Below are 16,423 nucleotides of genomic sequence, written 5' to 3'. Positions count from 1 at the left end.
TCTGCGTACTACGGCCCTGACCTAGACCTGGGGTGCGACGTCATCGTCGGCCCCATCTTTCCAGACCTGGGCGAATGGTCCATGCCTGGTCCACACCCGGTCCATGGCGGGCCCACGCCCGGGTCAAGTGGAGGTCAATGCGGGCCGTCAGTCCAGACCCAGTTCATCCTTCGAGAAGGCGAACAGGTACGGCACGCCCGCGCCCTCGCGGATCTTCTCGTCGGCGCCGGTCGCCCGGTCCACGATCGTCGCGACGGCGACGACCTCGGCGCCCGCCTCGCGGACGGCCTCCACGGCGGCGAGCGGCGAGCCGCCGGTGGTGGAGGTGTCCTCGACGACCAGGACCCGCCGGCCCTTGATGTCCGGGCCCTCGACCCGCCGCTGGAGCCCGTGCGCCTTCGCCGCCTTGCGGACGACGAAGGCGTCGAGCCGCCGGCCGCGCGCGGCGGCCGCGTGCAGCATGGCGCCGGCCACCGGGTCGGCGCCCATGGTCAGACCGCCCACAGCGTCGAAGTCGAGCTCGGCGGTCAGGTCGAGCAGCACCTGCCCCACCAGCGGGGCGGCCTCCCCGTCGAGGGTGATGCGGCGGAGGTCGATGTAGTAGTCCGCCTCCAGCCCCGACGACAGGGTCACCTTGCCGTGCACCACGGCCTTGTCCTTGATCTGCTGAAGCAGCGCGCCACGTGTGCCCGACGGCATCACTTCGTTTACGTCCGTCATGGTGCTCAGCTTAAGGCGAAGCCCGAAGGGCGAGGTCAGAGCCGGGTCCAGTGCCAGCTGGTGCTGGCCTCCAGCGGCTCCAGGGGCGTGACCAGGCGCGGGAGCGTGTTCAGGCCGTCCGGCGGGCCGGTCTGCGGCTCCACGCACACGGCCGCCTCCTGCTCGTCGTAGACGACGACCCACTCCTCGGGGCTGGTCACCCTCAGCTCCAGCCGGCCGGGCCAGGTGAGACCGACGGAGACTCCGCCGGGCATGCCGAAGCAGTCGTCCCAGGGGCCGGGCTTCGGCTCGATCCGGTTACCGGTGGGCAGGTGGTCGTCGCCGCGCTCCTCCTGCCACGCGGGGTCGAAGGAGACCCGCACGTCCTGGTCGTCGGGGCCGCCCAGGTTGCGGTTGAACCAGGGGTGCCAGCCGATCTGCGCCGGGAAGGACGAGTGGTAGGTCTCCACGGCCGTCGCGAGGGTCAGGCTGTCCTCGGTCAGCGTGATCACCTGGGTGACCAGGCCGGGGTGGGGCCAGGGCTCCACCAGGCGGTACGTCAGCACGGCCTCGTCGGCGGTCCGCCGCGCCACCTTCCAGGCGCCGTCGCGGACGGTGCCGTGGATGGCGTTGGGCGCGGCGTTCAGCGGCATCTGGTGAACGGTGCCGCCGTCGCGGAAACGGCCGTCGCGGATCCTGCCGCACCAGGGGACCATCGGGAAGCACCCGAAACGGTCTCCCTGACGCAGCAGTTCGAGGCCGCCGACGCGCAGCCCACCGACCCGGCCGCCGTTGCCCGGCTGCACGGTCACCTCCGCGTCGCCCGCGGTCAGCGTGATGTCTTCGTCACTCACGGGACGACCCTACTGGGACGGTCGGACCGGCGCGGTCGCGGACCGGCCAGGACGCCGGGCGACGGCCTCGGGCCCGGCCCGCCTCCGACCCGGCGCCGTGTCCGGCCCGGGCGCCGCTTCCTGCCTAGCCGCGTCGGCGCAGTGCCCTGCCCACCACGATCGCCGACGCCACCACCAGCGCGGCCGCCGGTGCGGCCCATCGCAGGGTGCTGTTCGGTACGACGGTCTGCGGGGCCGGGACCGGCGCGTAGCGCCCGCGCGGCGGGGCGTGGTCCACCTCCTCGGCGCTGCGTCCGATCATCGTCCGGCGCGCGTGCGCGGCCTCGGCGGGCGGCTCCCCGGGTCCCGTGAGGTCCTCCAGCCCGGCGGGCGGCACCTCCGCCTCGAAGACGGTCCCGGGCACCGGCGATACGTCGACGTCGTCGACCTCGTCCACGTCGTCGACCTCGTCCACGTCATCGGCGGAGTCACCGGCGACCTCGTCCACGGGGTCCGCGTCGCCCACGTCGTCCGCAGCGGCCACCTGCACGGCTTCCGCGGTATCCACGGCTTCGGCCGCTTCCGTCGCAAGGTTCGCCGCGAAGCGGTTCAGCAGGCGGGTGACGGCCGATTCCACCGCTTCCGAGGGCAGTTCGGTGATCCGGCCGTCCGCCGACGCCGTCCCCTCGAAGCGGAGCGTGGTGCCCGCTCCGGTCTCCCGCAGCCACAGCGTGAGGAGCGGCTTCACCACCCCGCTGCCGCGCACCTCGGTCGCGTCGCCCTCCACGGCGTACGCACCGTCCTCGCGCGGGGAGACCCGTACGGCGCCCCGGTACGTGATCGTGTGGCCGCCGACCCGCACCTTCAGCCGCCCCGCGACGGGTTCGGTGCCCGCGTCCTGCTGGAGCCCGGGGACCGCCCGGGCCACCCGGGCCGGATCCGCGAGGGCCGCCCTCAACCGCTCGGCCGGAACCGGAACGAACACCTCTTGCTCCATGACATCGGAGCCTACCCAGCCCCCGCCGGAAAGCACCCGGCGAAACCGGGAATCGGCTCCGCCGGGCGCCGGCCGGTGGTACACCCCCGGCGCGGGGTCAGTACCGCGGATGCACCAGCGTCGAGGGCCGCAGCCCGGTCACCCGGGTCGCCTCGGCCGCCCGCGCGTCCGCCGCCAGCTGCGCCTGGGTCAGGGTGCGCGGCGGCCGCTCGCGCCGGTCGAGGCGCAGCCGCGGGCGGCTCTCGGCGGCGGCCAGGACGAAGCCCCAGTCATCGGGTGCCCGGGAAACGCCGGTGCCGCGGTCGGGGCCCTCGGCGGGGCCGGGGGCGCGGCCGTCCACGCGGTAGGGCGCGGTGTGCAGGCCGGCCGCGCGCATCGTCGTCTCGACCGTCCAGAACGCCCGCAGCCCTCCGTCGACCGGGCCGGCGTGCACGACGAGGCGGCCGCCCGGGGCGAGGGCGCGGCGGGCGAGGCCGTAGAACTCCTGGGAGTAGAGCTTCGTGCTCGCCGTCATGCCCGGGTCGGGCAGATCCGCGACGACCACGTCGTACGTCGCCGGAGGGGCCCCGCGCAGCCACTGGAAGGCCTCCTCGGTGGTGACGTGGACGCGCGGGTCGCCGTAGGAGTGGCCGTTGAGGCGGGACAGGGCCGGATCGGTGCGGGCCAGCCGGACCAGACCGGGGTCGGTCGCGACGACGTCGACACGGCGCACGCCGGGGTGGCCGAGAGCCTCGCGGGCGGCCATGCCGTCGCCGCCGCCGAGGAGCAGCACGCGCGCGTGCGGGCCGCTCATCGCGGGCTGGACCAGGGCCTCGTGGTAGCGCCGCTCGTCGTGGCCCGCGAAGCGGAGGCGGCCGTCGAGGTAGAGGTCGAGGGGGCGGCCGTCGGTGCCGCCGGTGAGGACGATCTCCTGGACGCCGGTCCGCACCGCCACGCGCACGTCGTCGCCGTACACCGCCTGCCGGGCGGCCCGTTCGAAGTCGTCGACGAGGACGGCCGCGGAGGCGAGGACGCCCAGGACGGTGATGTTGGCGACGAGCAGCAGAGCGCGGGCCCGGCAGCTGAGGTCCCGGCGGAAGAGGCCCAGGACCAGGGCGGCGCCGGCCACGACGTTGACCCCGCCGGTCAGCAGGGAGCTGGTCAGCTGGCCCAGGAAGGGCAGCAGCAGGAAGGGGAAGGCGAGGCCGCCGACGAGCGCGCCCACGTAGTCAGCGGCGAACAGATCGGCGACGGCGCCGCCCGCGTCCTGGCGGCGGATGCGCTGGATGAGCTCCATGAGGAGGGGCACCTCGGCGCCGATGAGCACACCGATGGCGAGGGAGAACGCGACGAGGAGGACGCGGGGTCCGTAGGCCCACGGGCCGCCCCAGTCGCCCGTCCACGCGAACACCGCGTAGAGCGCCATGGCACTGCACCCGCCGACCAGGGCGAGGGTCGTCTCCAGCGCGCCGAAGCCGGCCGCGGCGAACCGCCGCAGCCGTTTGGCGGCGAGCGAGCCGACGCCCATCGCGAAGACCATGACGGACAGCACGACGGAGGCCTGGGTGACGGAGTCGCCCATCAAGTAGGAGGCGAGGGCGACGAGTTCCAGTTCGTAGACGAGACCGCAGGCCGCGCAGACGAAGACGCACGCGAGAACCAGGAACCGCCCGGTGGCCGGCCGCACGGGGAGCCGCGCGGCGCCGTGCGGGGGCGGCTGCCGGTCGGGCCGGACACCGGGCGGGGCCGGCGCGTGCGGTTCGATCACGACTGCGACGTTACGTCACGGCATGGGTGCCCTTCGTCACCCACACGTGTGGAATCCGGGGCCGTCCGCGCGACCGACGTTTGAGCCGCCGGCGCCTCAGACTCCCGTGGCGGAGGCGCTCACGGACAAGCCGGGATCGCCGGACCGCACGCGGACGCCCACCCTCGTCCTGGTCGCCACCAGCTGCCCGTCCTGCGGATAGGCGTGCCAGGTGCGCCAGTGCACCTGGCCTTCGCTGCGGTGGGCGAGCAGGGCGGTGAAGGCGTGCGGGCTGCCGGGGAAGACACCGGCGAGGCCGTGCGGGTGCTCGGAGACGAGCGCCAGGAGTTCCTGGGCGCGGCCGGCGAACTGGCCGGGCGAGAGCACCTCGACGCGCGCCGCGAACTCGTACTCCCAGTCGCCGACCCGCTTGGCGACGCCCAGCGGGAGCGGGGTGCTGCTGCCGGGGATACAGGCCACCGTCTCGGAACAGGAGCCCTGCTCTTCCTCCAGCAGCACTTGGTGCGAGGCGCCGAGCAGCCTCAGCTGCAACCTGGCGGCGGACAGTTCGAGGTCGAGCGTGGCGAGGGCGGGCAGCGGCTCTCGCCCCAGGGCCCAGGCGAGGTCGGCCGCGCGCGTGTCGGTGTAGGAGGTGTTCAGGGTCGTGAGCATGGATCGGCTCCGCGGAGACGCAAAGAGAAGAGGGGGCAGGTCGGCGCACCCCGGTCGAAGCCGGGAGAACTGCCCCGGTCGGCCCGGTCCGGAAGGTCGTCCGCGAGGGACGTCCGAGGGGGTCCGAGGGGCTGCGTTGGTGGTTAGAGGGAATCATGAACTGCGATGGCTCCACAGCGTTTTTACCCAACTTCGTGGGGTTTCCATCCCTCGGGGGGTCCGCAGCTCAATTGTTCAACTATGGCGTACCCCGGGCGGCCCACCCGTGCTTCCACGCGCCCCACATGAAAGCGGCGGCCGCGGGTAGTCGCTGCGGCCGCCGTCATCGGTGTGACCACGGAGCCCGTGGTCGGATCGGGCCCCGCGGTCCGGATGCGGCTCCCCCCGCGGGGAGCTCAGCTGCCCCGTGTCAGCTGCCTCCGCCGCATCCGCCGCCTCCGCCGCAGGACGATCCGCCGCCCCCGCAGGACGATCCCCCGCCGCAGGAGTGGCCTCCTCCGTGGCCGCCGTGCCCTCCTCCGTGGCCGCCGCCCGAGCCGCCGTCACCGGCCCACCAGCTGCCGCCGGCCGCGGCGGAGCCGCCCCCGTCGCTGTACCGGCCCGACCGGCCGCCGCGGTGCGTCCGCGCGGCGCCGCGCCTGCCCGCGTTGGCCACCAGGGCCACCACGAACACGATTCCGATCACCGCCAGGATGATGCCGAAGACCATGGCGTCACCCTCCTTCCGTGTCCCCCGAAGCGGCCCCCCGTGGGCGCCTCGCGTGGCGCCCGAGCGCCGCGTGAACGGGGGATGCCCGTCTGTCTCAGCTGCCAAAGCAGAGTTGAGGAACTCCAGAGCTTCGGCGCAGGATGGCGGGCATGACCTCCACCGCGCGCCCCTTCCTCAACCGCCGCCTCGCCGAGTTCGGGACGACGATCTTCGCCGAGATGTCCGCCCTGGCCGCGACGACCGGCGCGATCAACCTGGGGCAGGGATTCCCCGACACGGACGGCCCCGAGGAGGTCCGCGAGGCCGCCGTACGGGCGCTGCGGGACGGACGCGGCAACCAGTACCCGCCGGGCCCCGGCGTCCCCGAGCTGCGCACGGCGATCGCCGACCACCAGCGCCGCCGCTACGGCCTCTCCTTCGACCCGGACACCGAGGTCCTGGTCACCGCGGGCGCCACGGAGGCCATCGCCGCCACCCTGCTCGCGCTGCTGGAGCCCGGTGACGAGGTCGTCGCCCTCGAGCCGTACTACGACTCCTACGCGGCCTGCATCGCGATGGCGGGCGCCTCACGGGTGCCGGTCACCCTGCGGCCGGACCCGGAGCGGGCCCGGTTCCGCCTCGACCTGGACGAGCTGCGCGACGCGGTCACCGACCGCACCCGGCTGCTGCTGATCAACACCCCGCACAACCCGACCGGCACCGTCCTCACCCGCGAGGAGCTGACGGCGATCGCCGCGCTGGCGGTGGAACGGGACCTGCTCGTCGTGACCGACGAGGTGTACGAGCACCTGGTCTTCGACGGGGCCGAGCACGTGCCGCTGGCCACGCTGCCGGGCATGCGCGAGCGCACGGTCACGATCGGCTCGGCCGGCAAGACGTTCTCGTTCACCGGCTGGAAGGTCGGCTGGGTGACGGCGGCGCCCGGGCTGGTCACCGCGGTGCGCTCGGCGAAGCAGTTCCTGACGTATGTGTCGTCCGGCCCCTTCCAGTACGCGGTCGCCGAGGCGCTGGCCCTGCCCGACAGCTACTTCGACGACTTCCGCGCGGACATGCGGGCCAAGCGCGACCTGCTGGCGGCGGGGCTCGCGGACGCGGGTCTCACGGTCTTCCGCCCGGCCGGCACGTACTTCGTCACCACCGACATCCGCCCCCTCGGCGAGTCCGACGGCTTCGCCTTCTGCCGCTCGCTGCCCGAGCGCGCGGGTGTGGTCGCCATCCCGAACGCCGTCTTCTACGACCACCGCGAGGCGGGCGCGCCGTTCGTGCGGTTCGCGTTCTGCAAGCGGACCGAGGTGCTGGCGGACGCGGCGGAGCGGCTGCGCAAGGCGTTCTCCCACTGACCGCCCTCGCCAGGGAGCGGACGGACGAGAAGGCGGAGCGGACGAGAAGCGGGACGAACGAGAAGCGGGCGCCCGTCCACAGGCTGTGGACGGGCGCCCGCCGGGCGTACGGCAGATCGGGGACCTACTCGTCGTCCTCGGCCTTCTCGACGTGCTCGGCGGTGTCGCCGGGCTTCGCGTCGGCGTCACCGGCCGCCGACTCCAGGCCCAGCTGCTCCACGAGCCACTTGTCGAACTCGATCGCGGCCCGCACCCAGCTCACCGTCGAGGAGACGAAGAGCTCGATGTTCACACCGGCGCCGATCAGCAGCTGCGCCTCGCCGATGAGGCGGACGGTGCCGTCGTCGTGGGTGTGGGTGTAGACCTTGGGCCACAGGGTGCGGCGGTTCCAGTCGTCGATCGCCTCGAGCAGCTGCGCCTTGTCGTCGATCCCATGGGGCCGGTCGTAGAACGTCCGCACCGAGTAGACCGACTGGTCTCCCTCGCCGCGGAACATGAAGTACGTACGGAACTCCTCCCACGGCGCCGCGAGGTCGCCCTCGTCGTCGACGACGTACTTCAGCTCCATCTGGTCGAGGAGCTGCTTCACAAGATCCTGATCCGGGACGACGGGGCCCGCCGGTCCACCCTGGGGCTGCGGCTCCTGCTGGCCCCCGAAGTTCGGAATCGAGGACGGGTCGATGCTCACCGTGATTTTCCCTTCGTACGGATCCCGCCATCCTCCCCCATGCGGGGAGGGGGGTGGCAAGCCCGGCAGGGGCCTGTCAGCCCTGAGCTGACATGATCCGGCCTGTTGCGCGAAGGGGCGGTGACGGGTGGAGGGGGATCACATGGCGAACGGGCGAAGCGGGGCCGGTGTGCCGCCGGGGCCGAGGGCCCGGGGCCGGACCAGATGGGGGCTGGTGGCGGCGATCCTCGCGCTGCCGGTGCTGCTGGTGGTGGGCCTGGTGGTGCTGGTCGGCGTCTGGTTGCTGACCGACGACGAGGAGGTGGACGGGACCCGGCTGAAGAAGGTGCCCTGCGCCGAGGCGCTGGCGTTCGGCGGGGCCGAGCTGCCGGCGGGCACACGGGACGCCGACTGCACGGTGCAGTCCTGGCTGGACACGAACTACCAGGCCGAGTTCCGCATGCCGCGCGCGGGCGTCAGCGCCTGGCTGGCGCAGGCCTACCCCGAGGCGCCCCCGCCCGGCGGTCCGGGCACCCAGGCCTGTCACGGCGTGGACTACTGCTTCCAGATCGACGTCACCGGACACCCGGGGGCGCAGGCGTACGTCGTCAACGTGAACGTGACGTACGAGAACGCCGAGACCGCGCGGGTGCGGTACTCGGCGTTCACGACGTGACGCGGGCGCGGGCCCGAGCGGGGCGGGCCCGCTCCGGCCCGGAGCAGGAGCCGCGGCCGGTGCCGGAGCAGGAGCCGCGGCCGGCGCCGGAGCCGGTGCGTTACAGCGTCTTGTCCGGCTCCGCCGTCGCCGGGCCCACGATCAGGCCCTCGCCCTCGCCGAAGGTGTCCACGCGGACCGTGTCGCCGTCCTTGACCTCGCCGGCCAGGATCTCCTTGGCGAGCCGGTCGCCGATGGCCGTCTGGACCAGGCGGCGCAGCGGGCGCGCGCCGTACGCCGGGTCGTTGCCCTCGTCGGCGAGCCAGGCCAGGGCCGCGTCGGTGACCTCCAGGGTGAGGCGGCGTTCGGCGAGCCGCTTGGCCAGGCGGTCGATCTGGAGCCGGGCGATCCGCTCCAGCTCCTCCTTGTTCAGGGCCGAGAAGACGACGAGGTCGTCGAGCCGGTTGAGGAACTCCGGCTTGAAGGAGGCCCTCACCACCTCCAGGACCTGTTCCTTCTTCTCCGCCTCGGTGGACACCGGGTCGACCAGGTACTGGCTGCCCAGGTTCGACGTCAGCACCAGGATGGTGTTGCGGAAGTCGACCGTGCGCCCCTGGCCGTCGGTCAGCCGGCCGTCGTCCAGCACCTGGAGCAGGACGTCGAAGACCTCCGGGTGCGCCTTCTCCACCTCGTCCAGCAGGACCACGCTGTACGGGCGCCGGCGCACCGCCTCGGTGAGCTGGCCGCCCTCCTCGTAGCCGACGTAGCCGGGAGGCGCGCCGACCAGGCGGGCGACGCTGTGCTTCTCGCCGTACTCCGACATGTCGATGCGGATCATGGCCCGCTCGTCGTCGAACAGGAAGTCGGCGAGGGCCTTGGCCAGCTCGGTCTTGCCGACGCCGGTCGGGCCGAGGAAGACGAAGGAGCCGGTGGGGCGGTCGGGGTCGGCGATACCCGCGCGGGAGCGTCGTACGGCGTCGGAGACCGCCCGTACCGCCTCCGTCTGACCGATGAGGCGGCGGCCGAGCTCCTCCTCCATGCGCAGCAGCTTCTGCGTCTCGCCCTCCAGGAGGCGGCCCGCGGGGATGCCGGTCCAGGAGGCGACGACGTCGGCGATGTCGTCCGAGCCGACCTCCTCCTTGACCATGGTGTCCTTCGCGGCCTCCTCCTCGGCCTCGGACGCGGCCTCCAGATCGCGCTCCAGGGCCGGGATCTCGCCGTACAGCAGCTTGCTGGCGGTGTCGAAGTCGCCGTCGCGCTGGGCGCGCTCGGCCTGGCCGCGCAGTTCGTCCAGCTTCTCCTTCAGCCCGCCGACCCGGTTGAGGGACTCCTTCTCCTTCTCCCAGCGGGCGGTGAGCAGGCGCAGCTCCTCCTCCCGGTCGGCGAGGTCGCGGCGCAGCTTCTCCAGGCGCTCGCGGGAGGCGGCGTCGGTCTCCTTGCTGAGGGCCAGCTCCTCCATCTTCAGCCGGTCCACGGACCGCTGGAGCTCGTCGATCTCGACCGGCGAGGAGTCGATCTCCATACGGAGCCGGGAGGCCGCCTCGTCGACCAGGTCGATGGCCTTGTCGGGCAGGAAGCGGGAGGTGATGTACCGGTCGGAGAGGGTCGCGGCGGCGACCAGGGCCGCGTCCGCGATCTGCACCTTGTGGTGGGCCTCGTAGCGGCCCTTGAGCCCGCGCAGGATCGCGATGGTGTCCTCGACCGACGGCTCCGCCACCAGCACCTGCTGGAAGCGGCGTTCCAGCGCCGGGTCCTTCTCGATCCGCTCCCGGTACTCGTCCAGGGTCGTCGCGCCGACCATGCGCAGTTCCCCGCGCGCCAGCATCGGCTTGAGCATGTTGCCGGCGTCCATCGCGGAGTCGCCGCCCGCGCCCGCGCCGACGACCGTGTGCAGCTCGTCGATGAAGGTGATGATCTGCCCGTCGGAGTCCTTGATCTCGGCGAGGACGGTCTTCAGCCGCTCCTCGAACTCGCCGCGGTACTTGGCGCCGGCGACCATCGCGCCGAGGTCGAGCGCGACGAGCCGCTTGTTCCTGAGGGACTCGGGCACGTCGCCCTTGACGATCCGCTGGGCGAGGCCCTCGACGACGGCGGTCTTGCCGACGCCGGGCTCGCCGATGAGGACGGGGTTGTTCTTCGTACGCCGGGAGAGGACCTGCACGACGCGCCGGATCTCCTGGTCCCGCCCGATGACCGGGTCGAGCTTGCCCTCGCGGGCGGCGGCGGTGAAGTCCGTGCCGAACTTCTCCAGGGCCTTGTACTGCCCCTCGGGGTCGGCGCTGGTCACCCGGCGCCCGCCGCGGGACTTCTGGAAGGCCTCCTGGAGCTTCTTGGGGGTCGCCCCCTGCCCGCTCAGCACGTCGGCGGCCTGTCCGCCCTTGGCGGCGATGCCGATGAGCAGATGCTCGGTCGACAGGTACTCGTCGCCCAGGTCGCGGGCCCGGCTCTGCGCGTCGGCGATGACGGCCAGCAGCTCGCGGTTGGGCTGCGGAGGCGCGACGGTGGACCCGGTCACGCTGGGCAGCGCGCCGAGCACCTTCTCGGTCCCGGCCCGCACGGCCGCCTGGTCCGCGTCGACGGCGGCCAGGAGGTCGACGATGTTGTCGTTCTCCTGGCCCTGGAGCAGAGCGAGCAGCAGATGGGCGGGGATGAGGTCGGCGTGTCCCTGGGACACGGCCCTGTTGCTGGCCGCGTTGATCGCGTCCCGGCTCCGGTTGGTCAGCTCGGCGTCCACGTTCGCTTTCTCCTCCTGGCGTCAGCAGTCTTCCGTGTCTGACTCAGTCAGCGTACACAAAGTTGAGTCTATTCCACTCAAGGTGTGCGCGGGAATCCTGGAAGGGGTTAGGTTCCGGACCATGGCCGCATACCCCCAGGACCCGGGCGCCCCGGACGCGCCGTATCTCGCCTTCTGGCGCGAACGACACCTGTGCACCCTGACCACACCACGTCCGGACGGCAGCCCGCACGTGGTTCCGGTCGGAGTGACATACGAACCCGGGGCCCGGCTCGCTCGGGTCATCGCCGACCGGCGCAGCACCAAGGTCGGCAACGTCCTGGCGGCGGGGCCGGACGGGGCCCGGGTCGCGGTCTGCCAGGTGGACGGCCGGCGCTGGGCCACCCTGGAGGGCAGGGCGTACGTGCGCGGGGAGCCGGACCGGGTCGCGGAGGCGGAGCGCCGGTACGCGGAGCGCTACGGGCGCACACCGGGCCCGAACCCCTCGCGCGTGGTGATCGAGATCGAGCTGACCCGGGCGATGGGACGCGGGTGACGCGAGGGGCGGGTGCGGCGCGGGGGTGTGCGGATGACCGGATCCGTCCCCGTCGTTTTTCGGCCAAGGCTCAAGCGGGCGCATGTGGGGAAATGTCCCCCTAAACACAGCGGCGTCACCGTGTTCAGGTCACGGTGACGCCGCTGCGGGGGGAAGCACCTGAGCGATCTGTTACGACGGGGGAATCGCGTCAGGCACTGCGGGGGGTGGCTGAGATGGTCTTCAGGGGCGGGGTCTCGGGCTCGACGAGCCTGTGGTCCCGCTGGTCCAGGTTCACAAAGATCATTCCGTAACGAATGGCGCACCGCACGGGCTGCGGCGCTCCCCGGGGCTTGCGCAGGCACCGGTAGGCCCGTACGTCCTCGTCCTCGTCGCGCGTCACGACCACGGGCTCACCGAACACGGTCACCATCAACGAGTCACCACTGTGGGGGATGGCGGTGACCAGGTCGATGAAGTGCCAGCCGGAGCGGTAGGCGGTGGCCATTTCGCGGCGGAAGGAGCGGTCGTCGGGTGGAGTGGTCATGACTCGGCGACCCACGTGCTGTCGCCGGGAGCGACCCAGGTGCTGTCACCGGGAGCGACCCATGTGCTGTCACCCGGCACGTCTGCCGCCGTGATCACCCACGTGCTGTCGCGGGGCGCGACCCACGTACTGTCCGCGGGCGCCGCGACGGTCCCGGTACCCGTGCTCCAGGTACTGTCGCGCGCCGTGTCACCCGTCGTTCCCGCAAGGCCACTCAGCGCCCCGAAGGCCAAGGCGGCGGAGAAGGCGGCGGCAAGCGCCGAGCGAAGCATTCTCTTATGCATAGTCGGCTTCGTCCTCATTTGAAGGTCACCTCTCCCCCGTCCACTACGACGATGGCCCATTCGGGCACGTCATGGCCACACAATCGATGCATCATGTTCCTGCACGTTCAGGACCCTGGGGGGTGGAGATTTGACGAAAAATGAGACAAAGCAGACACATCCTCATGCGTCGACTGAGCTGTGCGAGGAAGGTCGCCGTCTCTATGGGAACGCTCTTCGGACGGGCCGCATAGCCCGCGCGGACGTGGAGCCCGCTCCGTGTCTGATGGAGTTCGCCCTGCTCCACGCGGACCCCGACGACGCGGACTGGCTCCGTCCGGTGCCCCCGTCGATCGCTCTGTCCCAGCTGCTCAACCCGATCGAACGCGAGATCACCCAGCGCAGGCGGCTGTCGGTCGAACTCGCCGACGCTTTCGAGCCGTTCATGACCCTCAGCGCCCAGCCGACGCCGACCACACACTCGATCACGGTGCTGGAGGGCATCGACCGGATCAACGCGGCACTCGATCTGGCCACCTCCCAGTGCCAGACCGAGATGCTCACCGTCCAGCCGAGCCGCCGGCGCCTCGAACACACCCTCGTCCAGGGCCTCGAGCGCGACCGGCCGCTGATCGAACGCGGGTGCCGGATCCGGACGCTCTACCAGCACACGGCCCGGTACAGCCCCGAGACGCTGGCCTACGTCTCCCAGTTCACCGACGGCAAGGTGGAGTACCGCACCATCGACGAACTCGTGGAGCGGCTGATCATCTGCGACGAGACCGTCGCCTTCATCCCCACCCGGGACGACGGACAGGTCGCGCTCGAACTCCGCCACCCGGGGCTCGTCCGCTATCTGATCAAGGTCTTCGAGTTCATGTGGGGGCGCGCCGTACCGCTGGCCACCGGCGCCCCCTACGAGACCGCCCCCGACGGCATCACGGACATCCAGCACTCCATCGCCAAGCTCCTCGTGGAGGGGCACGTCGACGAGGCCATAGCCCGCCGTCTGGGCATGAACGTCCGCACCTGCCGAGCCCACATAGCCAAGCTCGCCACGGCCCTCGGCAGCGGCAGCCGCGCCCAACTCGGCTTCCTCATAGCCCAGTCGGGGATCCTCAAACAGGAACCCTGACCCCGCGGGCGGGCCCGGCACCGAGAACCGGGACCGGCACGCCCGCACCCCGCCCGGCCACCCGGCCACCCGGCCACCCGGCGACCGGACCACCGGACACCGGCAGACGGCAGACCGGCAGACGGCAGACGGCAGACCGGCAGATCGGCAGATCGGCAACCAGACCGCCCGCCGCCCGCCGCCCGACCCCCGCCGTCCGGCCGTCCGCCGTCCTCGAACAGGAGAGAGATTCGCAGTGAACGCGCCGCCGCACCCCCACCACGGCGTGGAGAACCTGTGCGCCTCCGGCACCAGCCTCTACGAGGCGGCCCTGCGCGACGGGCGGGTCAAGACCGAAGAAGCCGAGGCGGCGGCTCCCTGTCTGCTGTCCTTCGGCCTCCTGCACCCGGTCGTGGACGACCCGGACCAGCTCGAACCCGTCTCGCCGGCCCTGGCCCTGCACCGGCTGCTGCGCGCTTCGGGCACCCGTATCGCCGACGAACGGCGCCGCGAGGAACGGCTGGCGACCCTCTTCGAACCCCTCATGCGGATCACCGGCAGCCGCACCGCCGCCGCCGATCCCGCCTCCCTGCGCCTGCTCAGCGGCACGGAACAGATCAACGGGGCCATCACCGAGGCGACCGCCGAGGCCACGGACGAACTGCTCTGCATCCAGCCCAACGTCCACTACAGCGGGCCGCGCGGCGAGACCGCCCAGACCGTGGCCATGGCCCGCGACCAGGCCCTGCTCGACCGCGGCTGCCGCATCCGCACCCTCTACCAGCACACCCAGCGCCACCAGCCCCTCGTGCTGGCCCGCTACGAGCAGCTCCGGGGCGATGTGGCGGCCCGGACCCTGGACGAGGTCACCGACCGGCTGATCGTCATCGACGGCAAGGTCGCCTTCATCCCCGCGGGCGAGGACGGCCGGCTGGCCCTGGAGGTCCGCCACCCCGCCCTCCTGACGTACTTCACCATCACCTTCGACCGCCTCTGGCGGCTGGCCACCCCCATGTACCCGCAGGCCGTGCACCGTCCGTCCCGCAACGGCGTCACGCCCCGGCAGCAGGCCATCGCCGCCCTCCTCGTCGAGGGACACACCGACGCCGTCATCGCCGACCGCCTCGGAATGAACATCCGGACCGCGCGCGTCCATATCGCCAAGCTCGCCACCACCCTCGGCAGCGAGAGCCGCGCCCAACTCGGCTACCTCATCGGGCAGTCGGGGATCCTTGACCGGGAACGGAACCCGAACCGGGCGACGGAGCGGGATCAGCAGGAGCAGCGGCCGGGTCAGGACCGGCCCCCGGCGCCGGAACACTGACCGGCGGCGGCTCCGCCTCCCCGGACGGCCGGTCGAGGCCGACCTGCGCGATCCGCACCCCCAACTGGGTCCGGCTGGCCGCGCCGAGCGTCTCCGACAGCCGGGCGATGTGCGCCCGACAGGTGCGGACGCTGATGCCCAGGCGCTCGGCGATCACCGCGTCCTGGTGCCCCTCGGCCAGCAGGGCCGCGATGGACTGCTCCCGGTGCGAGATGCCCTCGATCCGGGTCTCGGGCAGCGGCGCGGTGAGCGGGATCGCCAGCCGCCACAGCCGCTCGAAGACCGTCACCAGGTAGGAGACCAGGGCCGGATGGCGCAACTCCAGGGCCATCGTGCGGTCGGTGTTCGCCGGGATGAAGGCCACCGTGCGGTCGAAAAGGATCAGCCGGTCGATGACCTCGTCCAGCGTGCGGGCCTCCACCGCGTCGCCCATCAGCTCCAGGTAGGTGAGCAGCCCCTGGCCGTGCCGGGCGACGTGGTTGTAGATGTCCCGCATGCGCACGCCCCGGCCGCGCAGCTCCAGCGCCCGGTGCAGCCCCTCGGACAGCTCGTGCTCGCGCCGGATGCCGCCGGGCTGCACCGTGAACACCTCGGTCGTGCACGCCTCGGTCGCCGCGTCCAGGGCGGCCTGGATGCGCGAGGCGCCGTCCAGGACCCGGATCGCCGCGCCCTCACCGGCCGTCCCGCCCCGCGCCGGACCGCCCAGGCCCGCGTACCACTCGAAGGCGGCGACCGCAGAGCCCATCCGGCGCCCGCTCGCGCTCACCTCGTCGTAGAGACCGCGCAGCAGCCGGGTCATGACCTCCTGCGGGGAGGTCGGCACCAGCCAGTCCATGTCGTCGGGGTCGGGGTGCAGCAGGGCGAGTTCCAGCAGACACGGAACCGGCTCGGCGTCGGTCCGCGCCACCCGGCCGCGCCGTACGGCCCGGGAATACACGCGATCCCCGGCCTCGCACAGTCGGTCGGCACCGTGTGGATGCTCCTCCGTCCCGTGCCCGGCCATCGCCCATCCCACCCCCGCCGTACGCCTCTTCCGGAGCGCAACTATGCGCGGCCTGGACCAGGTCCGCAACACGGCTGCCCCGGCCGACGCCCGGGAAAACCACCGATCTGCTCCTGTTTCTCCCGGCCTCCTCCCCTCACACTGCAACAAGCTGACGGTGGTGCGAGGTGTTCACGACAGGGCATCGTTGGTTCCGCTTGCCCCCGGGTGCTCCCCACTCGGGGGAGGGCACAGCCCACCCGGCCGGACCACGGGGGAGTCCGGCCGGGCTCAGGCCATGCGGCGCGTCCCGTTCACCGGGCCCCGCACCCGCGCGACAACGCACCGGACGCGGGCGGGTGTTGTCGTCCGGCATCCGTGATCCGGCATCCGTGATCCGTGATCCGTCGCCGAGTGTCGTCGAGGGTCGTCGTGGGCCGTCGAGCGACCTCGAGAACCGGCGGGCGACGGCACGGGTGCGGTGGGGGCGGGGTGTGCGCGCAGCGCGGGTGCGGTGCCGACGGCGTGTTGCCTGTCGCCGCCCGTCGCCACTCGGCCGGACACGCTCGGCGCGCCCGTGAGGCCGTCTCCGCGGCGGTGTGGGGGCTCCTGGGCGCCACTTGGCAGGCGTCCGCCGACCCGGCGTC

15 protein-coding genes are annotated in these 16,423 nt (G+C 72.5%); 5 read left to right on the top strand and 10 right to left on the bottom strand.

Annotated features, from left to right (window positions below; genetic code table 11):
- Positions 1-147: 147 nt before the first annotated feature.
- The 6 genes from pyrE to AOQ37_RS15510 all read right to left on the bottom strand — a co-directional run bounded on the left by pyrE (position 148) and on the right by AOQ37_RS15510 (position 5,636).
- Positions 148-720 carry an orotate phosphoribosyltransferase gene (gene pyrE, locus AOQ37_RS15535; RefSeq protein WP_062645067.1) on the bottom strand — a complete coding sequence of 191 codons (573 nt, stop codon included), beginning with the start codon at positions 718-720 and terminating at the stop codon, positions 148-150.
- Positions 721-755: 35 nt separating this feature from the next.
- On the bottom strand, positions 756-1,553 hold the full coding sequence (locus AOQ37_RS15530; protein ID WP_062645066.1) for an aldose epimerase family protein: 798 nt from the start codon (positions 1,551-1,553) through the stop codon (positions 756-758).
- A 124-nt stretch (positions 1,554-1,677) separates the two neighbouring features.
- Positions 1,678-2,529, bottom strand: a complete 852-nt coding sequence (locus tag AOQ37_RS15525; RefSeq protein WP_078890189.1) for an SRPBCC domain-containing protein — start codon at positions 2,527-2,529, stop codon at positions 1,678-1,680.
- A 97-nt stretch (positions 2,530-2,626) separates the two neighbouring features.
- Positions 2,627-4,276: a polyamine aminopropyltransferase gene (locus AOQ37_RS15520; RefSeq protein ID WP_062645064.1), complete on the bottom strand. Its 1,650-nt coding sequence runs from the start codon at positions 4,274-4,276 to the stop codon at positions 2,627-2,629.
- Between the two features lie 96 nt (positions 4,277-4,372).
- Positions 4,373-4,927, bottom strand: coding sequence for a DUF2617 family protein (locus tag AOQ37_RS15515; protein ID WP_062645063.1), 555 nt, complete (start codon positions 4,925-4,927; stop codon positions 4,373-4,375).
- Positions 4,928-5,336: 409 nt separating this feature from the next.
- Positions 5,337-5,636, bottom strand: coding sequence for a hypothetical protein (locus AOQ37_RS15510; RefSeq protein ID WP_062645062.1), 300 nt, complete (start codon positions 5,634-5,636; stop codon positions 5,337-5,339).
- A gap of 140 nt (positions 5,637-5,776) precedes the next feature.
- Between AOQ37_RS15510 and AOQ37_RS15505 the strand changes: the two genes are divergently transcribed.
- Positions 5,777-6,976 (top strand): pyridoxal phosphate-dependent aminotransferase, encoded by a 1,200-nt coding sequence (locus AOQ37_RS15505; RefSeq protein WP_062645061.1) that lies wholly within the window; start codon positions 5,777-5,779, stop codon positions 6,974-6,976.
- A 124-nt stretch (positions 6,977-7,100) separates the two neighbouring features.
- On the opposite strand, the gene AOQ37_RS15500 is transcribed toward AOQ37_RS15505, so the two are convergent.
- Positions 7,101-7,664 (bottom strand): YbjN domain-containing protein, encoded by a 564-nt coding sequence (locus AOQ37_RS15500; RefSeq protein ID WP_062645060.1) that lies wholly within the window; start codon positions 7,662-7,664, stop codon positions 7,101-7,103.
- A gap of 142 nt (positions 7,665-7,806) precedes the next feature.
- Here AOQ37_RS15500 and AOQ37_RS15495 point away from each other — a divergent pair, with 142 nt between their 5' ends.
- Positions 7,807-8,319 (top strand): hypothetical protein, encoded by a 513-nt coding sequence (locus AOQ37_RS15495; RefSeq protein ID WP_062645059.1) that lies wholly within the window; start codon positions 7,807-7,809, stop codon positions 8,317-8,319.
- A 100-nt stretch (positions 8,320-8,419) separates the two neighbouring features.
- Here the strand turns inward: AOQ37_RS15495 and clpB are convergent, their stop codons facing one another.
- A complete protein-coding gene (gene clpB / locus AOQ37_RS15490) occupies positions 8,420-11,032 on the bottom strand; it encodes an ATP-dependent chaperone ClpB (RefSeq protein ID WP_062645058.1) in 2,613 nt (870 codons plus the stop codon).
- A 121-nt stretch (positions 11,033-11,153) separates the two neighbouring features.
- On the opposite strand from clpB, the gene AOQ37_RS15485 reads away from it, so the two are divergent.
- Entirely contained in the window at positions 11,154-11,567 is a 414-nt protein-coding gene (locus AOQ37_RS15485; RefSeq protein WP_062645057.1) for a pyridoxamine 5'-phosphate oxidase family protein, read from the top strand.
- Between the two features lie 190 nt (positions 11,568-11,757).
- On the opposite strand, the gene AOQ37_RS15480 is transcribed toward AOQ37_RS15485, so the two are convergent.
- Entirely contained in the window at positions 11,758-12,093 is a 336-nt protein-coding gene (locus AOQ37_RS15480; protein WP_054241900.1) for a Rieske (2Fe-2S) protein, read from the bottom strand.
- A 414-nt stretch (positions 12,094-12,507) separates the two neighbouring features.
- On the opposite strand from AOQ37_RS15480, the gene AOQ37_RS15470 reads away from it, so the two are divergent.
- A complete protein-coding gene (locus AOQ37_RS15470) occupies positions 12,508-13,491 on the top strand; it encodes a helix-turn-helix domain-containing protein (RefSeq protein WP_078890188.1) in 984 nt (327 codons plus the stop codon).
- A 235-nt stretch (positions 13,492-13,726) separates the two neighbouring features.
- Positions 13,727-14,794 (top strand): helix-turn-helix transcriptional regulator, encoded by a 1,068-nt coding sequence (locus AOQ37_RS15465; protein WP_062645054.1) that lies wholly within the window; start codon positions 13,727-13,729, stop codon positions 14,792-14,794.
- Here the strand turns inward: AOQ37_RS15465 and AOQ37_RS15460 are convergent.
- The gene (locus AOQ37_RS15460; RefSeq protein ID WP_062645053.1) at positions 14,682-15,797 is read right to left on the bottom strand and encodes a helix-turn-helix transcriptional regulator; all 1,116 of its coding nucleotides are present in this window, start codon (positions 15,795-15,797) and stop codon (positions 14,682-14,684) included. The genes AOQ37_RS15465 and AOQ37_RS15460 overlap by 113 nt on opposite strands.
- Positions 15,798-16,423 lie beyond the last annotated feature (626 nt).

The organism is Streptomyces maremycinicus (assembly GCF_001184025.1).
GTDB lineage: Bacteria > Actinomycetota > Actinomycetes > Streptomycetales > Streptomycetaceae > Streptomyces > Streptomyces maremycinicus.
The sequence above is the reverse complement of the archived record's forward strand: the minus strand, read 5'-3'. Positions and strand labels throughout refer to the sequence as shown.

Excerpts from the sequence above, each read along its gene's own strand:
- AOQ37_RS15505 (WP_062645061.1), top strand. The coding sequence starts at position 5,777 with ATGGCGGGCATGACCTCCACCGCGCGCCCCTTCCTCAACCGCCGCCTC.
- AOQ37_RS15485 (WP_062645057.1), top strand. The coding sequence starts at position 11,154 with ATGGCCGCATACCCCCAGGACCCGGGCGCCCCGGACGCGCCGTATCTC.
- AOQ37_RS15480 (WP_054241900.1), bottom strand. The coding sequence starts at position 12,093 with ATGACCACTCCACCCGACGACCGCTCCTTCCGCCGCGAAATGGCCACC.
- AOQ37_RS15525 (WP_078890189.1), bottom strand. The coding sequence starts at position 2,529 with ATGGAGCAAGAGGTGTTCGTTCCGGTTCCGGCCGAGCGGTTGAGGGCG.
- AOQ37_RS15460 (WP_062645053.1), bottom strand. The coding sequence starts at position 15,797 with ATGGCCGGGCACGGGACGGAGGAGCATCCACACGGTGCCGACCGACTG.
- pyrE (WP_062645067.1), bottom strand. The coding sequence starts at position 720 with ATGACGGACGTAAACGAAGTGATGCCGTCGGGCACACGTGGCGCGCTG.
- AOQ37_RS15515 (WP_062645063.1), bottom strand. The coding sequence starts at position 4,927 with ATGCTCACGACCCTGAACACCTCCTACACCGACACGCGCGCGGCCGAC.
- AOQ37_RS15510 (WP_062645062.1), bottom strand. The coding sequence starts at position 5,636 with ATGGTCTTCGGCATCATCCTGGCGGTGATCGGAATCGTGTTCGTGGTG.
- AOQ37_RS15495 (WP_062645059.1), top strand. The coding sequence starts at position 7,807 with ATGGCGAACGGGCGAAGCGGGGCCGGTGTGCCGCCGGGGCCGAGGGCC.